Source organism: Cytophagaceae bacterium (assembly GCA_016722655.1).
Taxonomy (GTDB): Bacteria; Bacteroidota; Bacteroidia; order Cytophagales; family Spirosomataceae; genus Leadbetterella.
The window spans coordinates 257926-280555 of the sequence record JADKIR010000005.1 but is presented as its reverse complement, the minus strand read 5'-3'; the positions used below and the strand labels follow the sequence as shown (position 1 = coordinate 280555).

General features: G+C 35.1%; 17 protein-coding genes and 1 pseudogene. 12 read left to right on the top strand and 6 right to left on the bottom strand.

The annotated features are described in order from the left end of the window. The first annotated feature begins 105 nt into the window (after positions 1-105). Genes lysA through IPP61_17005 form a run of 3 tightly spaced genes read left to right on the top strand, consistent with a single transcriptional unit; the run spans position 106 to position 3557 of the window. On the top strand, positions 106-1350 hold the full coding sequence (lysA, locus tag IPP61_17015; protein ID MBL0326843.1) for a diaminopimelate decarboxylase: 1245 nt from the start codon (positions 106-108) through the stop codon (positions 1348-1350). Continuing rightward, entirely contained in the window at positions 1340-2542 is a 1203-nt protein-coding gene (locus tag IPP61_17010; protein ID MBL0326842.1) for an acyl-CoA dehydrogenase family protein, read from the top strand. The genes lysA and IPP61_17010 overlap by 11 nt, the downstream gene beginning before the upstream one ends. A 4-nt stretch (positions 2543-2546) precedes the next feature. After that, a complete protein-coding gene (locus tag IPP61_17005; protein MBL0326841.1) occupies positions 2547-3557 on the top strand; it encodes a Gfo/Idh/MocA family oxidoreductase in 1011 nt (336 codons plus the stop codon). A 27-nt stretch (positions 3558-3584) separates the two neighbouring features. Here IPP61_17005 and IPP61_17000 read toward each other — a convergent pair whose 3' ends face one another. Then, positions 3585-4487, bottom strand: coding sequence for an NTP transferase domain-containing protein (locus IPP61_17000; protein MBL0326840.1), 903 nt, complete (start codon positions 4485-4487; stop codon positions 3585-3587). 216 nt (positions 4488-4703) lie between these two features. On the opposite strand from IPP61_17000, the gene IPP61_16995 reads away from it, so the two are divergent. The 5 genes and pseudogenes from IPP61_16995 to IPP61_16975 all read left to right on the top strand — a co-directional run bounded on the left by IPP61_16995 (position 4704) and on the right by IPP61_16975 (position 12225). Beyond that, the gene (locus IPP61_16995) at positions 4704-7757 is read left to right on the top strand and encodes an amidohydrolase family protein (protein MBL0326839.1); all 3054 of its coding nucleotides are present in this window, start codon (positions 4704-4706) and stop codon (positions 7755-7757) included. A gap of 20 nt (positions 7758-7777) precedes the next feature. After that, positions 7778-9073, top strand: coding sequence for an amidohydrolase family protein (locus tag IPP61_16990; GenBank protein MBL0326838.1), 1296 nt, complete (start codon positions 7778-7780; stop codon positions 9071-9073). A 110-nt stretch (positions 9074-9183) separates the two neighbouring features. After that, positions 9184-10434 (top strand): prephenate dehydrogenase, encoded by a 1251-nt coding sequence (locus IPP61_16985; GenBank protein MBL0326837.1) that lies wholly within the window; start codon positions 9184-9186, stop codon positions 10432-10434. A 1-nt stretch (position 10435) separates the two neighbouring features. Then, positions 10436-10986: pseudogene (gene wcaF, locus IPP61_16980) on the top strand (colanic acid biosynthesis acetyltransferase WcaF). Between the two features lie 123 nt (positions 10987-11109). After that, positions 11110-12225, top strand: coding sequence for an undecaprenyl/decaprenyl-phosphate alpha-N-acetylglucosaminyl 1-phosphate transferase (locus IPP61_16975; protein MBL0326836.1), 1116 nt, complete (start codon positions 11110-11112; stop codon positions 12223-12225). Between the two features lie 106 nt (positions 12226-12331). Here the strand turns inward: IPP61_16975 and guaA are convergent, their stop codons facing one another. Beyond that, complete coding sequence (guaA, locus tag IPP61_16970) at positions 12332-13861, bottom strand: glutamine-hydrolyzing GMP synthase (protein MBL0326835.1); 1530 nt, start codon at positions 13859-13861, stop codon at positions 12332-12334. A 116-nt stretch (positions 13862-13977) separates the two neighbouring features. Here guaA and IPP61_16965 point away from each other — a divergent pair, with 116 nt between their 5' ends. After that, positions 13978-15198: an ABC transporter permease gene (locus IPP61_16965; GenBank protein ID MBL0326834.1), complete on the top strand. Its 1221-nt coding sequence runs from the start codon at positions 13978-13980 to the stop codon at positions 15196-15198. Between the two features lie 50 nt (positions 15199-15248). On the opposite strand, the gene IPP61_16960 is transcribed toward IPP61_16965, so the two are convergent. The 3 genes from IPP61_16960 to IPP61_16950 all read right to left on the bottom strand — a co-directional run bounded on the left by IPP61_16960 (position 15249) and on the right by IPP61_16950 (position 17422). Further along, a complete protein-coding gene (locus IPP61_16960) occupies positions 15249-16256 on the bottom strand; it encodes a hypothetical protein (protein ID MBL0326833.1) in 1008 nt (335 codons plus the stop codon). A 12-nt stretch (positions 16257-16268) separates the two neighbouring features. Then, positions 16269-16736 carry a PspC domain-containing protein gene (locus tag IPP61_16955; protein MBL0326832.1) on the bottom strand — a complete coding sequence of 156 codons (468 nt, stop codon included), beginning with the start codon at positions 16734-16736 and terminating at the stop codon, positions 16269-16271. Between the two features lie 125 nt (positions 16737-16861). Then, complete coding sequence (locus IPP61_16950; GenBank protein MBL0326831.1) at positions 16862-17422, bottom strand: hypothetical protein; 561 nt, start codon at positions 17420-17422, stop codon at positions 16862-16864. A gap of 103 nt (positions 17423-17525) precedes the next feature. Between IPP61_16950 and mnmA the strand changes: the two genes are divergently transcribed. After that, positions 17526-18632 (top strand): tRNA 2-thiouridine(34) synthase MnmA, encoded by a 1107-nt coding sequence (gene mnmA, locus IPP61_16945; protein ID MBL0326830.1) that lies wholly within the window; start codon positions 17526-17528, stop codon positions 18630-18632. A 5-nt stretch (positions 18633-18637) separates the two neighbouring features. Here mnmA and dnaB read toward each other — a convergent pair whose 3' ends face one another. Then, a complete protein-coding gene (dnaB, locus tag IPP61_16940; GenBank protein MBL0326829.1) occupies positions 18638-20122 on the bottom strand; it encodes a replicative DNA helicase in 1485 nt (494 codons plus the stop codon). Positions 20123-20397: 275 nt separating this feature from the next. Here dnaB and IPP61_16935 point away from each other — a divergent pair, with 275 nt between their 5' ends. Both IPP61_16935 and IPP61_16930 read left to right on the top strand, forming a co-directional pair. After that, the gene (locus IPP61_16935; protein ID MBL0326828.1) at positions 20398-21342 is read left to right on the top strand and encodes a PhoH family protein; all 945 of its coding nucleotides are present in this window, start codon (positions 20398-20400) and stop codon (positions 21340-21342) included. Further along, complete coding sequence (locus IPP61_16930) at positions 21323-22597, top strand: zinc metalloprotease (protein ID MBL0326827.1); 1275 nt, start codon at positions 21323-21325, stop codon at positions 22595-22597. Before IPP61_16935 ends, IPP61_16930 begins: the two co-directional genes overlap by 20 nt. The last annotated feature ends 33 nt before the right edge of the window (positions 22598-22630 follow it).

Sequence of the window (22630 nt, the reverse complement as noted above, 5' to 3'; positions counted from 1 at the left end):
CAAAAGATTTTTCGATAAAATAATATTCCTATATACTGATTATTCTAGGGATAAATTGCATATAAATTCCTTTTCACTGGCTATTTTTGTAAAAAAACTTAATTGATGATTTTAAAAAACGACGAGTATTACATTCAAAATTTTAAATTAACTGACCTTGCTGCAGAATTTGGAACTCCGCTTTATTTATATGATGGAAATATTATTGAAGAAAAGGTAAAAAGGTTAAAAAATGCTTTTTCCCAAATAAATATGAAAATAAAATATGCTTGTAAGGCAAATACCAATATTTCGGTGTTGAAGTTGATGAAAAATTTGGGTGTAGAACTAGACGTTGTATCTCCTCAGGAGCTCCAACTGGGGCTTATTGCGGGTTTTTCTCCTGAAAACATAACTTTTACCTCTTCTGGTGTAGGATTTGAGGAAATTGAAGAAAGTGTAGAAAACGGGGTAATTGTAAATATTGATAACCTCCCAACTCTGGAAAAATTCGGTATAAAATATGGTAGTACCCAACCGGTATTAATTAGGATTAGGCCAAATGTTGAAGGTGGTGGAAATCAAAAAATTAGCACCGGACATAAAGATTCAAAATTTGGAATTGCAATAGAACAAGTCGAACAAATTTTGGCTTTGCAGAAAAAATACAATCTGAATATTTTAGGAATTCATCAACATACCGGCTCTGATATCAAAGATGGGAGTACTTTTGTTGAAGTGGCCAATGTGGTTTTTGAGTTTGCTAAATCATTTAAAGGTTTAAAATATATTGATCTAGGGGGTGGGTTCAAAGTCCCTTATAAAAAAGGAGATCATGAAACCGACATGGAGGATCTGGGAGTAAAACTAAGTGCTGCATTTCAGAATTTCTGCAAAGAATATGGTGCTGATCTGGAACTATGGTTTGAGCCTGGCAAATACCTTGTCAGTGAATGCGGAATACTTCTGGCTTCAGCCAATGTGGTTAAGGAAAATCCTGGAAAGACCTTGATAGGCTTAAACACCGGTCTAAACCATTTAATCAGACCCATGATGTATGATGCTTATCATAAGGTAGTTAATATCTCAAATACTTCAGATTCCAAACAAAAATACAATGTGGTAGGATACATATGTGAAACCGACGACATTGCCAAAGACAGGTCACTATCGGAAGCAAGAGATGGAGATTTATTCGCAATTTTGAACGCCGGTGCCTATGGATTTACAATGGCTTCAAATTACAATTCCAGGTTGAAACCTGCTGAAGTTTTGATTTACAAAAACCAAAAACACCTCATTAGAGAAAGACAAACGCTTCAAGATATAATCAACAAACAAATTTTAATTGACTTCGACTATGAAACCTGAATTTAAGATTTCACCCAAAAAAGACGAGTTCGAATCGCCTGATTTTTATGGTTTAGATGAATTGCTTTCTGACGACCATAAATTAATAAGAGAATCGGTTAGAGAATTCGTAAAAAAAGAAATTTCTCCAATAATCGAAGATGCGGCTCAGCAGGCACGTTTTCCTTATTATTTGGTTGAGAAAATGGGTGAAATGGGTGTTTTTGGACCAACAATTCCGGAGCAATATGGTGGAATGGGTACTGATTATCTTGCCTATGGACTGATGATGCAGGAATTGGAACGGTGTGATTCCGGAATCAGATCTACTGCTTCTGTTCAGGGCTCATTGGTGATGTTCACGATATTTAAATATGGTTCGGAAGAGCAAAAACAAAAATATCTTCCAAAATTGGCCAGTGGCGAATGGCTGGGCTGCTTTGGTCTTACCGAGCCAGACCATGGATCAAATCCCGCCGGGATGGTATCTAATATAAAAGATGCAGGCGATCATTTTGTTTTGAATGGAGCAAAAATGTGGATATCCAATTCTCCGTATGCCGATGTCGCAGTGGTTTGGGCGAAAAATGAAGAGGGTAGAATCAAAGGAATGATACTTGAAAAAGGGATGGAGGGTTTTTCTGCTCCGGAAATTCATAATAAATGGTCTTTGAGAACTTCGAGCACAGGGGAGTTGGTTTTCAACGATGTGAAAGTTCCAAAAGAGAATATTTTACCCTTGGCTGACGGGCTAAAAGCTCCATTAAGCTGTCTCGACAACGCCCGATATGGCATAGCATGGGGTGCTTTGGGAGCAGCGATGGATTGTTTTGACACTGCTAAAAAATATGCTTTGGAAAGAAATCAATTTGGAAAACCAATCGGTGGCTTTCAGTTGATTCAAAAGAAATTAGCAGAAATGCTGACCGAAATTACCAAAGCCCAGCTTTTAGTTTGGAAACTGGCTCTTTTGAAAGATTCTGAAAAGGCATCTTCGGCCCAAATATCTCTGGCAAAACGAAACAATGTAGCAATGGCATTGGAAATCGCCCGGGAAGCCCGACAGATTCTTGGTGGAAATGGAATAACTGGGGAATTTTCAGTTATGAGACACATGATGAACCTTGAATCGGTAGTTACTTATGAGGGAACTCATGATATTCATCTTTTAATTTTGGGACACGAAATTACTGGAATTCAAGCATTTAAATAGCAAAATGATAAAAGTAGGAATTGTAGGTTACGGTTTGTCAGGCAGATATTTGCAGGCACCTTTTTTTCATTCAAATCCCGATTTTGATTTAAAATATATAGCCACTTCTCAGGAAATTAATACAAGTTTATTTCCCGAGACTAAGGCAGTGAAAAATATAGATGACCTAATAGATGATGTGGAAATTGATTTGATTTCCTTATGCACGCCGAGTCATACACATTTTGAATATGGGCAAAAAAGTCTTCAAGCCGGAAAACATGTGCTTATTGAAAAGCCTGTTACTGCTACGCTGAAAGAAGCAGAGACTTTATTTCAATTAGCAAAAAGTAAAGGATTGCATCTTTTTGTTTATCAAAATCGCCGGTTTGATTCTGATTTTCTGACTGTTAAGAAAGTCATTGATTCGGGAATTCTGGGCGAAATTTTAAGTTACGAAGCTCATTTTGACCGTTATAAACCACTTTTAAATCCAAAAAAATGGAAAGAAGTAGTTTCACCTGCCAATGGCATTTTGTACGATCTTGGCTCGCATTTGATTGATCAGTCTGTTGTATTATTCGGAAAACCTTCTCAAATATCAGGTAAAGTTTTCACTCAGAGAGAAGGTTCTGAAATTGATGATGCTTTTGATATTTTTCTCGATTTTGAAAAAATAAAAGTTACTCTTAAATCAAGTTTGATGGTTAAAAATCAAGGGCCAAAATATGTAGTTCATGGAACAAAGGGCAGTTTTGTAAAATACGGCATTGATGTACAGGAAGAACATCTTGTATCAGGAAAATGGCCTTTGAGTGAAGGTTTTGGAAAAGAATCTAAAGATTTTGATGGATCAATAGTAACCAATATTTCTGGATTGGAGTTTTCGGGGAAAATTGAAACCCTAAATGGACAATGGAGTTTACTTTTTGAAAATATCGCTAATGTAATTTTAAGAGGAGAAGAAAAGTTTTTTAACGACAATGAGATTTTAACTCAATTCGAGATAATTGAAAAAATAAAAGGGATTAAGTAAAAAAGACCCGAAAAGGGTCTTTTTATTTTAATTCCAAAGTTTTTCAGGATATTTTCCTGCTTTCACCAGGCTTTGAATGGCATTTACTACAATTGGTTTATCCTCAGGATAAGTAACTCCAAACCAGTCAGAGCTATTTTCAAAAACTTTACATTTTCCTTTGCCAGTATCAATGAGGTGACTCATAACTCTTGGAATGTAAAATTCAGCTTTGGGAGCATCAAAATTGGCTTTTGAATATTCTTCAAACATTGCTTTAATTTCAGGGAAAACTCCCGGCATGAACCCCCAAAAATTCATAGAAACCGGTGTGTTTTCAGCTAGTTCTACAGGTTCACCCAGGTCAAGAAAGGCTATTTTTCCGTCTTCTTGTTTTATTATTTTTGTTCTTTCTGTTACATTTTCCAGAAAACCTTCGCTGTCAGTGACACACACACCTCTAGAAACAGTGCCGTTTTCTGATAAAGTATTCTTGATCTGATATCCAATCATTGCATGGGTATCATCATTTTGATTTCCGGATAAAAACTTGGCCATGGTTTCAAAACCCTCATACCCATAGAAATCGTCTGCATTGATTACCGCAAATGGGGCAGAGGTTTGTTCCCAGGCACATAAGACCGCATGTCCTGTTCCCCATGGTTTTTCCCGTTTTACTCCCTCCAATTCAGCCGGTAAATAACTGTCAATTTCTTGCAGAGCAAAATCGTATTCGACTTTCCCTTTTAGTTTTTCGCCAAAAATTTCTTCAAAATCTTTCTGCAATTCTTTCCTGACAATAAATACAATCTTTCCGAATCCTGCTTTAATAGCATCAAAAAGCGAATAATCAATAATAGTTTCACCGTTTGGGCCAAATTGATCTAACTGCTTTATTCCTCCGTACCTGCTGCCCATTCCGGCAGCCAAAATCAACAAAGTGGGTTTCATTTAAAATTATTTTTTTACAAATTTAACACGGTAAGAATGCTATCAGAAGTTATTTTAATTTTTATTTCGAAAATAATTAATATTCTTCCAGGTTTGCTGAAACTTTTTTTATCCATAAAAATGGCCCTTACATCTATCAAATCCTGCTCAATATTTTAGAATTGAATATTTAAGTTATTTTTACTAAAAATTTTATTCATCTAAAAACTAAGCTCTATGAGAAAAAACTACGGTTTATTTCTGGTTTTCCTTTCTTTATGGTTCTCTTCGTTTGCTCAAACTACCGTTCCGGTAAATGGGGTAAGAGACAAAAGGCCGGAATATTCACTTTTTAAGAATGCGACACTTCATGTTGATTCAAAAACCACAATTTCAGGTGGATGGATTCTGATTAAAGGAGATCGGATTTTGAAAGTTGGAAAAGATTTTGAAATACCTAAAGGTACCATGATTTATGATTTGACCGGAAAACATCTGTATCCTTCTTTTATAGATTTGGATTCAGATTACGGTATGCCTGAAATCCGCCGTCAACGTCCGACAAATTTTTATGAAACACAGTTTAATTCTCAAAAAGAAGGGGCCTATTCCTGGAATCAGGCATTAAAACCCGAAGTAAATGCTGCCGATTTGTTTAAAATTGATGAAAAAGCAGCTTCTGAGTTTCGAAAAATTGGATTTGGTGCTGTGGTAAGTCATTCAAAAGATGGAATCGCCAGAGGTACATCGGCATTGATTTCTCTTGCAGGTGGCACTGAAAAAGAATCATTACTTAAATCGCAGGTGGCAGCACATTATTCATTTGAAAAAGGCTCAAGCACCCAATCTTATCCTGTTTCCTTGATGGGAAGTGTAGCATTATTACGTCAGGCTATTTACGATTCAAAATGGTATATGGCAGGCGGAAGCATCTCTGAAAGAAATCTTTCGTTTGAAGCAATGGCAAAGAATTTGAGTTTGCCTTCAATTTTCCACGGAAAAAGTTTACTGGATGAATTACGTGCAGAAAAAATTGGGAAAGAATTCGGAATAAAATTCATCCAGAAGTCTGGTGGTGATGAATACAGAAGAATTGATGAAATTAAAAAGCTTAACAGCCATATCATTGGAACAGTTAATTTCCCTAAAGCACTGGATGTAGAAGATCCTTTAGATGCTGATAGGGTAAGTCTCGAGGATTTGAAACATTGGGAAATGGCACCTGCCAATCTTGCAAAACTTGCTGAAAACCAGATAAATTTCTCAATTTCTGCTTCTGACCTGATAGATAAAAATTCATTCTTGGCTAACGTACAGAAAGCCATCAATTATGGTTTGGATAAAAATCTGGCTTTGGAAGCTCTTACAAGCTCTCCAGCTAAAGCTTTAAAAATTGATGATCAGGTAGGAAGCTTAAAAACCGGCCTTTTTGCGAATTTCATCATAAGTACAGAAGAAATCTTTGACCCAAAATCAAAAATAGTTGAGAACTGGATTCAGGGAAAAAAATATGTAATTACCGATTTGAGTTTGGCTGCTATCAATGGAAAATATGACCTTACATTGCCAAAAATTAACCGGGTTAAATTTGATATTACAGGCGAAAATGACAAGCCTGCAATAGAAATTGCTGTTAATGATTCTACCAAAATAAAAACTACCACAATTCGTGATAATAACTTCCTGACAATAACCTACAAAAAATCTGAAAAAGAGCCCGGTATGATACGTTTAACCGGATTGATTGATGGAAATTCGGTTAAAGGCCAGGGAAAAGATGAAAATGGAGCTGTTTTTTCTTGGGAGGCTATTAAAACATCCGATGCCCAAAAAGCAAAAGCAGATTCAGTTAAAAAACAGGATAAACCAACTGTAGGACAGAATATTTTCCCATTTACAGCCTATGGTAACAAAAACCTTCCAGTTAAAGAAGATTTATTGATTAAAAATGCAACAGTTTGGACCAATGAATCGGATGGAATCATTAAAACTGATGTTTTTGTTAAAAATGGAAAAATTGAAAAAGTTGGAACCAACCTTTCTATGCCTGGTGTAAAAACCATTGACGCCACAGGCAAACACCTGACCAATGGAATTATTGATGAACATAGTCATATCGCCCTTTTCTCTATCAATGAGGTTGAATCCGTTTCTTCAGAAGTTCGTCAGGAAGATGTGTTAAATTCTGAAGATATTAATATTTATCGCCAGTTGGCAGGTGGAGTCACTACTTCCCAATTATTGCATGGTTCTGCCGACTGTATCGGAGGTCAATCGGCCATAATAAAATTGAAATGGGGTGAAACACCGGATAATTTAATTATTAGTAATTCTCCAAAATTCATAAAATTTGCTTTAGGCGAGAATGTAAAAAGAGGAAATGCCCCTCAAACTCCCAATCGTTTTCCAAGTACAAGAATGGGCGTAGAACAGGTGTTTTTGGATGCTTTTACGAGAGCTAAAGCCTATAAAGCCGAATGGAATGCATATAACTCTGCCAAAATAAAGACCGGATTAAAAGCTCCAAGGAAAGACCTGGAATTGGAAACTTTAGTAGAAATTCTGGATGGAAACAGAAATATTACCTGTCATTCATACGTGCAGTCTGAGATCAATATGCTCATGAAACTGGCTGATTCACTTGGATTTAAGGTTAATACACTTACACATATTCTGGAAGGTTATAAGGTAGCTGATAAAATGAAAGCCAGAGGAATATATGGCTCAACTTTCTCTGATTGGTGGGCTTATAAAATGGAAGTAAAAGAAGCGATTCCATTTAATGCGGCAATCATGACTAAAGTAGGAGTAACAACCGCAATCAATTCTGATGATGCCGAAATGGCCCGCAGATTAAATCAGGAAGCAGCTAAAACCGTTTTATATGGAGGATTAAGCGAAGAGCAAGCCTGGAAAACCATCACATTGAATCCGGCTACCATGCTTCATTTGGAAGACCGTTTGGGTTCAATCAAGGCAGGAAAAGATGCTGACTTAGTGATTTGGAATGATAACCCTCTTTCAATTTATGCTACTCCTGAAAAAACAATAATTGAAGGGGCAATATTTTTTGATACCGAAAAAGAAAATCAAAAATTGACTGAAATTAGTGAAGAAAAAAACAGAATAATTCAAAAATTACTACTGGAAAAAGCAAAAGGAACTCCCACAGCAAAGCCGCAATTCAGAGGCAGACCTCAGGATATTCATTGCGACAGTATTTTAGAATATGATGGTATTTCCATCGAAAATCTGGAAAGTTTTCTTAATGAAAATAATCATCAACATTAATTTATTCTGAAAATAATATTATGAAAAAAATAACAATAATAATATCGTTTCTATTGCTGGGAACGCAATTGATAGCCCAGAATCCCAAGGTTGGAAAGATGATTTCGGGAAAAACTGTTTTTAAAAATGCCCATATATTTGTAGGAAATGGAACTGAAATCACTCAGGGAAGTTTGGTGATTGAAAATGGGAAAATAGCCGAAGTTTCAAATTTAGATTTGTCAACAAAATACGCTGGTTCATTTGTAGTGGACCTGAAAGGGAAAAGTATATATCCGGGAATAATATCACCCAATAATTCCTTAGGCTTAACTGAGATAGCTTCAATCAGACCTACTTCTGATTTTCAGGAAATCGGAGAATATAATCCAAATGTGAGAACATTGATTGCATTCAATACTGATTCAGAAGTAATTCCAACTGTAAGGAGCAACGGTGTTTTGATTACTCAGGCTACTCCCGAAGGGGGAATAATTTCCGGTCGTTCTTCCATAATGAACCTGGATGGATGGAACTGGGAAGATGCAGTATTAAAAGCTGATGACGGTGTTTGGTTAAACTGGCCATCAAAATTGACCAATTCTTTTAATCCGGCGACTTTTACCCGTGAAGTAAAGAAAAATGAAAATTATCAGAGTAAGATTAAAGAAATTGAAACTTTCTTCTTGCAGTCAGGCACAGTTTCACCAGAAAATCAATATGAGAATTTGAAACTTTCTGCTATGGCTGGAATATTATCAGGTACAAGTCGCCTTTATTTGTCGGTTAGTTCAGAAAAGGAAGCAATAGATGCCATTTCCTTTGCAAAAGCCCAAAAAATTAAATATCCTGTTTTAGTTGGTGCAATTTACTCTGACATCGTGATTGATTTATTAAAACAGAATAACATTCCAGTATTAATTCCTAGTACTCACCGTTTACCTGAGAGTTCAGACAGCGATGTTTGGTCGGCATATAAATTGCCAGCGAAATTGATTTCAAAGGGACTTTTGGTAGGTATGTATTATAATGATTCATATTGGCGGACCCGCAATTTACCTTTCGTAGCTGGAAATGCAGCCGGACATGGCATTTCTAAAGCCCAGGCATTGAGCATGATAACCTTGAATAATGCTAAAATTCTGGGTATTGATGACCTAGTAGGTACAATTGAAGCCGGGAAATTGGCAACTTTTGTGGTTTCTTCAGGCGATATTTTGGATATGAGGACTTCCCGTATCGAAAGGGCCTATATTTCAGGAAAAGAAGTATTGCTGGACGACAAACAAAAAAGATTGGCAGAAAAATACATGGAAAAATATGGTTTAGAAAAATAAACTAATCTAAATCTGTCAAAGATTAAATAAGGTTTGGGGTGAAAATCTCCAAACCTTTTTTCTTTAAAATGGTTTTGGTAGTTTTGTATGAGTATTTGTAAAAAAATAAAATGAAAATAGGAGTCATTGGATTGGGAGACATGGGTAAACTCTTTGCCAGAATTTGGGATAAAAATGGCATGAAAGTTTATGGTTGTGACTTACCTGAAAAGTTTTCAATATTAGAATCGGAACTTTCAGATACCAATATTAAAATATTGCCAGACGCCATCTCTGTTTCCCGGCTTTGTGACTTTATAATATATTGCGTTGAAGCTGAAAATATAGAATCAGTTGTAAAATTTGCCGGCCCCTCGACCAAATTTGGAGCCATAGTTACAGGCCAAACTTCTGTAAAAACACCTGAGATATTGGCATTTGAAAAGTATTTACCCTCTGATGCACAAATAGTTGGTTCTCATGCCTTATTTGGACCATCTGTAAGTCCTGAAGGTCAAACAATGGCTATTTTTAATCACAGAGCCAGTAATTTGGCTTTTGAAAATGCCAAAGCAATCTTATCAGTAATTGGCTCAAAAACCCAGGTATTGGACGATTACCATGCTCATGACAAAATGATGGCTGATGTTCAGGTAATTACACATGTTGGTTTTGAAAGTGTCGGAACGGCATTTATGCACCGAAGGGTTTTCCCATGGGAAATTGAAAATCAGATTCATGGAATCGACAATATCAAATTATTGCTGACCCTGAGAATTTATAGCTACAAAGCTCATGTTTACAGCGGATTAGCTTTTTACAATCCATTTGCAATAAAAGATGTAAGAAAATTTGCTTCAGTTGAAAACGAGTTATTTGGTTACATGTTAGGTGGAAAAAAGACCAAATTTGAAAACAAAGTTTTAAAGGCCAGAGATGTGATTTTTTCAAAAAACGAGCGAAAAACCATGCTCAGTGACGAAATCATGAAAGAATATACTTTGAATCCAGGCGAAAACCATAAGCCCAATTCTCATTTAAGTCTTTTGAGTATGGTTTGTACCTGGGCAGATTTGGGCATCGATCCTTTTGAAAATCTTGTTTGTCAAACTCCACCTTTTAAACTTAGAGTTGGATTGGCTGAGTATCTTTTTAAAAATGAGGATTTATTAAAAGAAACGATTGAAACTGCGATTGAAAACCGGTCAATATTGGTTGACGATCTCGCATTTCATACCGCCGTACATGAATGGACAAATATTTTGGAACTTGGTGACAAAAAAGCCTATGAAAAGCATTTTGAAACCACAAAACGTTTTCTGTCTGACAGACTGATTGAAGGAAGAGAAAAAAGCAATTTACTATTCTCCAAACTTTCTTAAAATGAAAAAAGTAGATTTTGATAAATTTGATAATTCCTGGTACAAACCCGGCAGTTTTTTAAAAAGAATTTTCTGGTATTTTTTTAGCCTGATTTTCATAAATACTGCATTTCCCTGGCCGATGAGTCTTAAAAAAAATATTTTGAAAATATTTGGAGCTAAAATTGGCCGAAATTTTGTAATTAAACCATCAGTTAATATAAAATATCCGTGGTTTCTTGAGATTTCGGATAATGTTTGGATAGGAGAGAAGGTCTGGATTGATAATTTTGTAATAGTGAAGATTGGAATTAATTGCTGCATATCACAGGGTGCCCTTTTACTTACAGGTAATCATGATTATAAGAAAGTGAGTTTTGATTTGATTCCGGGTGAAATAACAATGGAAGAAGGAGCTTGGGCGGGGGCAAAGACAGTGATTTGCCCGGGTGTAATCATGAAAAGCCATTCTATTCTGACTGTGGGTAGTATTGCAACAAAAAATCTTGGGAAAATGGAATTTATGTTGGTAATCCGGCATTAAAAATCAGAAACAGGGAAATCTTAGATTAAAAAATTTCCATATAATAAGATTTTAGTACAATAAGTCAAAATAATATTGGATATAGCCTGGTTTTATGTATATCTTTGATAAACCGTTAGTTAAACACAAATTAATACCTCTAACTTCATAAAATGAACTTTATTTTTGAAAACATTATCTCCGAGAAAAGCTTCCAGCTGATTTTATCAATTTTGGTTTCTTTTTTTGTTACATGGAGATCAATTCCGGTTATAATAAACATTTGTAATATTAAGGGTTTGATGGTTGATCCTATAAAAAGAAGTTCGCACGAACATCCAACACCTACTTTTGGAGGGGTTGCTATTTTTGCAAGTACTTTAATAGGTTATATGCTATGGAATTTTTTTGATGAAGGATTTCTGCTCCATAAAGTTATGGCTGGTCTTGTAATTCTTTTCTTTTTGGGAATTAAAGATGATTTTTTTGCTTTGGATGCTCTAAAGAAACTTGGTTCACAGGTTTTAGTGGCAGTTTTAGTTGTGGTTGGAAGTGACTTAAGAATCACTTCATTTTTCGGAATATTTGGTATTTATGAATTGCCCTACATCATAAGTGCCCTTTTTACCATATTTTTAATTGTTGCCCTTATCAACTCATTCAACCTTATTGACGGAATTGATGGACTCTCGGGAGGTATCGGAATGATAGCCTCAGGTGGATTTGGATTGTGGTTTGCATTAAATAATCAATGGTCAATGGCTGCTTTAGGGTTTTCTTTATCAGCTTCATTACTAGGTTTTTTAAGATATAATTTTTCCATAAACAATAAAATATTTATGGGTGATACAGGCTCACTTATTGTAGGATTTATTATTTCAGTATTAGCTATCCAATTTGTACAATTTAATGTTTTTAACACCCACACCGAAACAGTTTATCAAAATGCTCCAGTAATAGCAATTGTGTTGCTGTGTGTGCCAATTTTTGATACTCTCAGAGTTTTTGGATTAAGAATTTTAAAAGGGAAGTCACCTTTCAAAGCAGACAGACTTCACCTACATCATTTAATGGTTGATAACGGCCTTTCACATATTGCTACTTCATTTATATTATATTTTGCAACAATCTCACTGACTACAATTACCTATGTTTTAAGGTCTTTTTTTACAAATACTCAACTTAGTCTTTATACGATTGGACTATTTGGTTTATATCTACTTCTTTCCAGATCGCTGGAAATCAGGAGAGTGAAATTTCATAAGCAAAAATGTCTTCAAAAGGATTAAAAAAGAATTCCGTTAAATCAAAAATAAAATTTGAAGGAAGTATTAATCCGAATTAAATTTTTTTTAAAAGATATTAAATAAAAAAAGCCGGATTAACCGGCTTTTTTTATTCCCATTCTATGGTTGCAGGTGGCTTTGAGCTAATATCATAAACTACACGATTGACACCTTTTACTTTATTGATAATTTTATTCGAAACCTCTCCTAAGAAATCATATGGCAAATGAGCCCAGTCTGCAGTCATTCCATCAACACTGGTTACTGCTCTCAGAGCAACCACACTTTCATAAGTACGTTCATCACCCATTACACCCACACTTTGTACCGGAAGCAACATAGCACCTGCCTGCCAGGTATATTCGTAAAGTCCTGTTTCTTTTAGACCATTGATGAATATTGCATCTACTTCCTGTAATATCTGAACTTTTTCCGGAGTAACTTCACCCAAAATCCTAATCCCCAATCCTGGACCTGGAAAAGGATGCCTTCCTAAAATATGCTGTGGCATTCCCATGCTGGCCCCCACTTCTCTCACCCCATCTTTAAAAAGTAATTTCAAGGGTTCCACAATTTTCAATTTCATATAATCAGGCAATCCACCAACATTATGATGTGATTTGATAGTCATTGATGGCCCCTTTACAGAAACCGATTCAATTATATCAGGATAAATTGTGCCTTGAGCCAGCCATTTTACATCCTGAATTTTGTGGGCTTCATCATCAAAAACTTCAATAAATGTCTTCCCAATTGCCTTTCTCTTTTCTTCAGGATCAGTTTTTCCTTTTAGAGCATCATAAAATCTGTTTTTGGCATCAACACCAACGACATTTAATCCCATTCCTTTGTAAGACTCCAGAACTTGCTCAAATTCGTCTTTCCTGAGTAATCCATTGTCAACGAAAATACAATAGAGATTTTTACCGATTGCTTTATGTATCAATAATGCAGCTACCGAGGAATCAACTCCACCAGAAAGACCCAAAACTACTTTATCATCTTTTAGTTGGTCTTTGAGTTCGGTTACTGTAGCTTCTACAAATGACTGGGCGGTATAACTTTGATCACATCCACAAATATTAACTACAAAGTTTTGAAGAAGTTTTTTGCCATCCTCAGAGTGAGTAACTTCGGGGTGAAACTGAATGCCGAAAGTAAGCTCATTGTTAAATACAAAACCCGCATTTTTTACTGAATTAGTCGAAGCCAAAAGCCTGCTGTTAGTGGGTAACGCTGTTATAGAATCTCCATGTGACATCCAAACTTGCGTGTTATCTTTTATTCCATCAAAAAGGTGATTAGAATTATCAAAATCATGTAAAAAAGCCCTGCCATATTCCCGGGTTTCTGAAGCTTCAACATTGCCACCATTTTTAATAGCTAATAATTGAGCTCCATAACAAATTCCCAAAACAGGAACCTTGCCTCTGAAACTCATATCAATATTTGGGGAGCCTTCTTCTCTTACACTACTAGGACTGCCTGAAAGAATAATTCCTTTGATATTTGAAGTGATTTCAGGAATTTTATGAAAAGGATGAATTTCACAATAAACATGCAATTCCCTAACTCTTCGTGCTATTAGTTGGGTATATTGGGAACCAAAATCAATAATTAAAATCTCTTGCTGAGTCATTCTAACAGTAATTTTTTAAAAAATAATTCAAATAATTGAAACTGATTGTTCTTAAATTGAGATAACCAAAAATATAAGTAAAATAGCTTTAAATTTGCAGAACCAAACTCAACAGCATGAACGTAGCCTTTTATCTGGCAAAAAAAATAAGGTTTACCAAAAACCAGGCATTTTCTTCTGTAATAATTAAAGTAGGTATTGCATCTGTTGCAATTGCTGTTTCTGTATTAATATTATCGTTTTTTGTACTTTATGGTTTCAAAAATACAATAAAATCAAAACTATTTGGCCAAACTTCCCATATTCAGATAAGCAAAATTACACTTAATCGGTCGTTTGAGGAAACAAGTATGCCAAATAATTTGGAAAGAGAACAAAAAACTAAGAATCTTCCAAATATTAAATCGATTAATAAAATTGCTTTGAAATCAGTAATATTAAAATCAGAAGATGCAATTGCGGGAGTGGTAATCAAAGGAGTGGATGAAAAATATGATTGGTCAGAATTCAAAGAAAATCTTATTCAAGGTCGTTTACCGGTTTTAAAACCAGATTCTATTTCTCAGGAAATATTAATCAGTGAAAAAATTCTGAATGATTTAGATCTAAAACTCAACGATAATTTGCTGGTATATTTTATTCAAAACCCTCCAAGAGCAAGAAAACTAAAAATTGTTGGAATTTATAATACCAATGTCGAGGAACTTGATCAGCTATACTTTTATGGAGATATAAATTTGGTAAGAAAAATAAATAATTGGCAGGATGGCGAGTTTGGTCATTATGAGATTTTCATTAAAGATATTTCAAAAATCGATAAAACTAAAGACGCTTTATTAAATCAATATCCACAAGAATATGATGTTTTGAAAGTAACCGAAATTCTTCCTCAATTTTTTGATTGGTTTAAATTGCTGGACCGTAATATTATCATGGTGATTTTTTTGATTCTGATTGTGGCAGGTTTTAATATGATTTCGGTTTTATTAATAATGATAATGGAAAGAACGCCAATGATTGGTTTATTGAAATCTTTGGGAAGTACTGATAATACCATCAAAACTATTTTCTTATCAAATGGCGGGCGGATTACTTTTATAGGTTTAATATTCGGAAATTTGATAGCTATTTTGATTGCTTTTTTACAGGATAAATTTCGAATAATTAAATTGGATGCCAGCAACTATTATATGGAATATGTGCCTATTGAATGGAATTGGTGGGTGGTATTTTTTGTAAATATAAGTATTTTCATGGTAATTTTATTGATTACATTCATTCCTGCTTTGATAATTAAAAAAATCAGTCCAGTTCAAGCCTTGAAATATAAAGACTAAAAAAAGGTTTGTCATTAGACAAACCTTTTCATGTTAATAATTTACCAATATTAATACCTGTCAACTGTTACTGCGGATAAACCACTTTCTATCTCAATAAAAATTTTATTCTTTGCAGATTCGAAATTATCGGTTTTCCAATGCCCAGGTTTATCTTTTGCGAAACCATTAAAGTCTTTAGCATTTAAAGCTCCATCCATATTGATTTGGCAACCAGAATTTTTTGGAACCAAAATCTTTATTTTAGCTACTCCACTTTCGACTTTTATTTTTGATTCGGTTTGTTTTTCACCCATTTTCAGGTTTATATCCGCAGCACCTGTTTCCATTTTAATATCTCTGACTTTATAATCACTTAGGTCAAATTTCAATTGTCCTGCACCTATACCCAGATCCAAATCCCAGATTGGGGCTTTACTAAGTTTAAGATAAACATCATTATCAAATCCTTTCCCCACTTTAATATTATTGGAATTATTTTTAGAATTCATCTTGAATTTTATTTCATGCAAATTCCCTTTTTTCTCGTCTTCAAGCTTAAACTTCGAACCATATAATCTTGTATTTGCCTCAAAAATATTTCCTGATTGTGGCTCTTCAAGATGAAATTCAGCAGCACCACCACCCACTTCAAGTTGAGCGTATTCTACACCTGATTGCATCTGAACCGAAAATTGCTGTGAATTCCTTCCATTTACTGAGGTTGAATCATCGTCGTCAGAGTCATAATCATCAAAATTATCGGAAGAATCATCATCCCATTCAAAATTTAATTCCTCATCAAGATTTTCCTTAACATTATCAATTGTACGGGTTGAGGCACTGTAAATTGCTAAAGGAATTGCAAACGCTACCAGCAAAGCTGTAGTAGGATTATAAACTGTCTTCCGTTGATTAAACAAAACAGCAACACCCGCCAAAATAATAAGTAAAGGCCAAAACTTTGCAATATCACGAAGAGAGACATCAAATTGAAACCAATCGTTGATATAACCCAAAAAGAACACCCCAAATGCCACCAAAATGGCACCGCTAAAAATATTACTACGGTTATTCATTTTTATGAGATTTTAATAACCGGTACCGGTATTAGTGGTGTTATTTACATTGTTGTCATCATCTTTATCTTTAACGATAATCCAAACACCTAAACCAATCAGAATCAATGGCCAAAGGTTTTTAACATAAGAGAAAAGATTGATGTCGAAGAAAGTTTTGAAAGAAAAGATAGCACCCAGGATTATTAAAATCAGGCCACCTACCATATTTCCATTTCTATTATGATTGCTCATTGTACTTATTGTTTTTGTTTTTAAATTATTATCCGAATTTTCATTATTAAATCCGCTCACTGAAAGAGTGGAATACGTTTTGGGCAAAACCACCCATAAAACTAAATAAGCAATACCGACTGGTAAAGGAGTGAAAAATAAGATTACGAAGACCACCCGTATCAACGTAACATCGGTTTTGAGTTCATCTGCCAATCCCAGGCATACTCCCCCTAAGACACTGTCTTGATTTTTGATTCTGTTCATTTTTATAGCTTTTCATTGTTTTAATGATTCAAAACTAAAATCAAAACAGGTACTATGTATTACAAACTACACAAGTGGTATTTTGATTTGATAAACAGAAAATAAACGTTATTAAATTGTGATGTTCAGAAATTATCTTCAATATAATCAAGGGCATCCATTAAATCATCATATTGATTAATCCCTGTTTGAACTTCTTTACTTGCCAAAAAACCGAAACCAGAGTTGTTTTTAATGTTTTTTCTGACATTGTCAAAATCATATCCAACTAAAAACGGAGTTTCCAAAATTTTTAGATTTTCTTGATTTTCAAATTCTCCTTTTAGCAAAATATAGTCAAACTCCTCCATATTTTCCGGAAGTGAACCATTTTTTTCAATTTCGAGAATTTTAATTTTTACACCGGTTACTGGTAAACCTTCTATATGATCTGATTCAAATATAAATCCATCTAATTTATTTTCATCTATAATAAAAGGTATAGAATCTAAAATTCCCGATTTATAAGTCCCCAAAACCTTTATGCCGCTCAACCAGGATCTAATTTCTTTAAGTTTATCAGGCGATATATAATATTCAGATTCAGGGTTAAATTCGAAAGAAATAAAATCAACCATCATTCCGGCACAATATCTTGCTTCTGACAGGCTTGTAATATTTCTGACTAATATTTTTGGCTTAGACATATTTTCATTTTTTTGCAAAAATAGATAAGAACCATTTTAATGACTAAAATGTTAGTAATTTTGTGGAAAATAAACGGAGGGCTTTGAACCCTCGTCGGTAAAAATGAGTAAAAAAGGACGTGTTTTGGTCGCCATGAGCGGCGGTATTGATAGTTCATTAGCAGCTGTTTTGTTGCACGAACAAGGTTATGAAGTAATAGGTATGACCATGAAGACCTGGGATTATGCTTCCAGCGGTGGTACCAAAAAAGAAACAGGCTGCTGTAGCCTTGACTCCATCAACGATGCCCGGCATATCGCAGTAGAGCTTGGTTTCCCTCACTATATTCTTGATATCAGGTCTGAATTCGGGGATTACGTTATTGACCATTTTACGGGAGAATATCTGGAAGGACGTACACCCAACCCATGTGTATTGTGTAATACGCATATCAAATGGGATGCTTTGCTTCGCAGAGCTGATAATCTGGGCTGTGAATTTATTGCAACGGGACATTATGCCAAAATAAGGGAAGAGAATGGCAGATATGTAATTTCTAAAGGCCTGGATGAAACCAAAGATCAAAGCTATGTGCTTTGGGGAGTTTCGCAGGAAAGTCTTAGTCGTACCTTGTTGCCATTAGGAGGTTATACTAAAGCCCAAATCAGAGATATGGCCCGCGAAAAAGGTTTTTATGATTTGGTAAATAAATCAGAGTCTTATGAAATATGTTTTGTACCGGACAATGATTACCGCGGGTTTTTAAAACGTAGGATAGAAGGCCTGGAAGAAAGGGTAAAAGGAGGAAATTTTGTGATGGAAAATGGACAGATTGTGGGCAAACATGAAGGTTATCCTTTTTATACTATTGGTCAGAGAAAAGGATTAAAAGTTGCCATGGGATATCCGGTTTTTGTAACTGAAATCAGGAAGGAAACAAATGAAGTAGTACTTGGAACTGATGAATATCTGAAAAGGAATGCCATGATTGTGGGTAAATTGAATCTTCAGAAATATGAGAAAATTCCTTCTGAAGGAATTCAAAGTATTACAAAAATCAGATATAAAGACAGAGGTGAGTCGGCTTTTATCAACCAAATTGAAAATGACAAACTTGAAATCAAATTTGATTTACCGGTAAATGCGATTGCACCCGGCCAGGCCGCAGTATTCTATGAAAATGACGATGTAATAGGAGGGGGTTGGATTTTGAAAAGTTTTAATAACTAGTCAAATCAGAATGGATATTCTTCATCAGGATTCGGAAGTTCCGGTTCCTGATTACCTTGGTTTAGTTTACTTTTGAAAGTAGCAAAACCAATATCGGAGCCCTTTGAGTCGAAATCACTTAATCCTGAATTTTGACTTAAAGTAGTAGAATTTCCTCCATAATTTCCTGTTCCCGAATAATCACCGACATTGGCAAATTTGGTATATTTTCCTATAAATTGAAGTTTGATATTGTCGGTTGTTCCAGCCCGGTTTTTAGCAATTATTACTTCACCAATTCCTTCTGTAGAATTACCCATTTCATCCTCGGTAATTTTATAATATTCCGGCCGGTACAAAAACATAACCATATCGGCATCTTGCTCAATTGAACCCGATTCACGCAAATCTGAAAGCTGGGGTCTTTTGTCGCCACCCCGCATTTCTACGGCCCGGCTCAACTGAGAAAGTGCTAAAACCGGAACTTCCAGTTCTTTTGCAAGGTTTTTAAGTGACCTCGAAATGGCAGCAATCTCTTGCTCCCTGCTACTGGAAACTCCAGAGCCATCGTCACCAGTCATCAATTGCAAATAGTCAATGATTACCATCTGAATATTATGCTGGGCTTTTAATCGTCGGCATTTGGCTCTGAGTTCCAAAATCGACAAAGCAGGCGTATCATCAATAAAAACAGAACTTTTCGAAAGTTTATTTATCCTATGATGCAATTGTTCCCATTCATGAGGTTGTAAGGTTCCTTTACGTAACTTCTCGCTATCAATTTCTGCTTCTGCCGATATCAGCCTAAGCATCAACTGAGTTGCTGACATTTCCAAAGAAAAAATAGCCACAGGAAAATTGTGGTCAACAGCTGCATTTCTCATTGAAGAAACCACAAATGCAGTCTTACCCATACCAGGCCTGGCAGCAATAATCGTTAGCTCTGTTTTTTGCCAACCGCCTGTAAGAGCATCCAATTCTGTAAAACCACTTGGAATTCCGGTTATACCACCTGCATTGTTTTGCTTCTTTTGTTCCAGCTCATTTATCGATAGACGCATTATAGTATTTGCATCCAGATAATTCTTCCTGATATTTTTTTCTGAGATAGAAAAAAAGGATTGTTCTGTTTTATTTAGTAAATCAAAAATGTCATTGGTATCTGAAAAACCCTCTGACATTATTTCATTGGCTACACCTATCATTTCCCTCTTTACAGCAGCCTGACTTATCGCCATTGCATGGTATTCAATATTTGCTGAGGAATTGACTTTGGAGCTTAATGTCGCAATATATTTTGCACCACCAATTTTCTGTATTTGACCAGATTTTCTTAATTGTCTGACTACACTAATTGTGTCTATAGGCTCGGCATTAGTGTAAAGCTCAAGCATGGCCTGATAGATAATCTGGTGGGATTCATTGTAGAAACCGCTAGGGCTAATCAGCTCATTTACAATAGAAAACGAATCTTTATCAATGAGGATAGCCCCCAGCACGGCTTCTTCCATTTCAGGTACCTGCGGAGCAGACTTTCCCTGCTGGAAGGCCAATCTGTCATTGACATTCTTAATATTTATAGATTCACTAAAAGCCAAAATTACCTTGGGTTATCGGTTTATTCGAATGCAATAATAATGTAAAATTTTAACACAAAAATTTCACAAAAAATTTGCTTTTTTAAAATCAGTTATATATCAATTTGTTAGAAATATTTTTGTGGAAAAATTAAGGATTTTGTTTATAAATTTTGAAATTTGAGGAAATTTTAAAAATACAAAATAGTTTGACAGAAAAAACCATCAAATTAGAATTTCTTCCGTTGTCAGAATTCCTCGGTTTTCAAAACGGTACAATAAAAGAGCTTGCAAAAGCCTTTCCCCAGAGTAAAATTATCTCAAGAGGTGATGATTTGCACCTGAAAGGTTCAGAAAAAGAGATTGAGAAACTTAGTGAAATCATAGAGAAGCTTCTGGAATATTTCGATAAGTATGGTTCACTTCCTATCGAGAAAGTTAATGCAATAATTGATAATGAAAATCATGAAATTGACAATATTTTAAATCAGGACGACGTAATCGTTCATGGCAATAAAGGACTGATAGTCAAGGCGAAAACTCCAAATCAAAGGAAATTGGTTGAAGCTGTTGAAAAGCATGATATTGTTTTTGCGATTGGTCCGGCAGGTACCGGAAAAACCTATACTGCAGTAGCCCTGGCTGTAAGAGCATTAAAGGAAAAATCGGTGAGAAAAATCATAATTACTCGTCCGGCGGTAGAGGCAGGAGAAAATCTTGGTTTTCTTCCTGGTGATTTAAAAGAAAAAATTGATCCATATTTAAGACCAATTTATGATGCACTTGAGGATATGATTTCAAACGATAAACTTAAAGGTTTTCTTGAAAAAAATACCATTGAAATCGCTCCACTGGCATACATGCGGGGAAGGACACTAGACAATGCATTTATTCTGCTTGATGAGGCCCAAAACACCACTCCTATGCAGTTGAAAATGTTCCTGACTCGTATGGGACCATCTTCTAAAATTATCATTACCGGTGATAAATCTCAGGTTGATTTACCCAAAAATCAGAAGTCAGGACTAGAAGATGCAGAGAAAAAATTAAATAAAATCAAAGGAATACAGTTTATACAATTAGACGGTTCAGATGTTGTTAGACACCCATTGGTAGTGAAAATTCTGGAAGCCTATGAAAAAGCTGATTTTTAACCTGATTGTATTTGGTTTGATGATCTCTCATGATGTTTTTTCACAAAATATCATGAAAAAGTGTGCAATTCCTGAAAATCGCTCGGAAAGGATATTACAACAAAATAGAAAACTTCAGGATAAAATTGATGAGTTTCTATTAAAAACTGATTTTTCGGGCAGAAAGGAAGAAAAAGTGATAAAAATCCCGGTTGTGATTCATGTAATTCACAATAACTTGGCAGGAATAATCGGAGGTAAAGACAACGGAAATATTTCTGATGAGCAGATATATTCTCAAATCAAAGTTTTAAACGAAGATTACAGGAAACTGGCAAATACACCTGGCTTCAATTCCAGTCCGGTAGGAGCCGATATGATGATTGAGTTTTTTCTTGCGAAAACAGATCCAACCGGTAAACCAACAACAGGAATTAATCGCGTGTATAACAGCAAAAAAGAATTTGATGTTTTTAACGATAATTATCTGCTTTCAAATCTTTCCTATTGGGATTCCGCAAAATATCTGAATATATGGGTTACCACTTTAGCCGATAATTATTTGGGGTATGCTGAATTTCCAGGAGGAAACTTTGATGGACTAGAATTGGAAGATATTGATGCTGAAATTGATGGTGCTATCATTGATCATCATGCATTTGGTCGCCAAATTGGTACCGCAAATGATGGAGTTTATACTTATGGGCGAACGCTTACACACGAAATTGGACATTGGTTTGGATTAATTCACACCTGGGGAGATGAATACTGCGGTACAGATTATTGTGAAGATACACCACCAGCCGAAAGGGGAAATTTAGGTATAAAATGCAATGCCATTTTTTCAGAATGCAAAGGAACCAGAACTCAAAATATGATTGAAAATTTCATGGACTACACGGCAGATAGTTGTATGAATATATTTACATCAGACCAAAAAAATAGGGTCAGAGCTATACTTGAATTGAGTAAAAGAAGAAAAAAACTGATTGCAAATGCAGAATTTGATTTGCCCGATGTTGAAAATCTACAAGTAAGAGTACTTGAAAACCCAACTGAAAATGAAAGCATTGCGGTTCAGATATTAGTAAAAGATACAGAGGATATTGAATATTTTGTAATAGACCAAAAAGGTAATATTCTTTCAAATATTGTCCTGAATGATACCCCCAGTCGGGTAATATTAATCCCAAGGAATTTTTTATCACCTGGAATAAACCACCTGAGAGTAAAAACTGCAACCGAAGAAATAAGCAAAAAACTTATTTCAAGATAAATTATTATTCTGTAGAAATACATTATTTTTGTA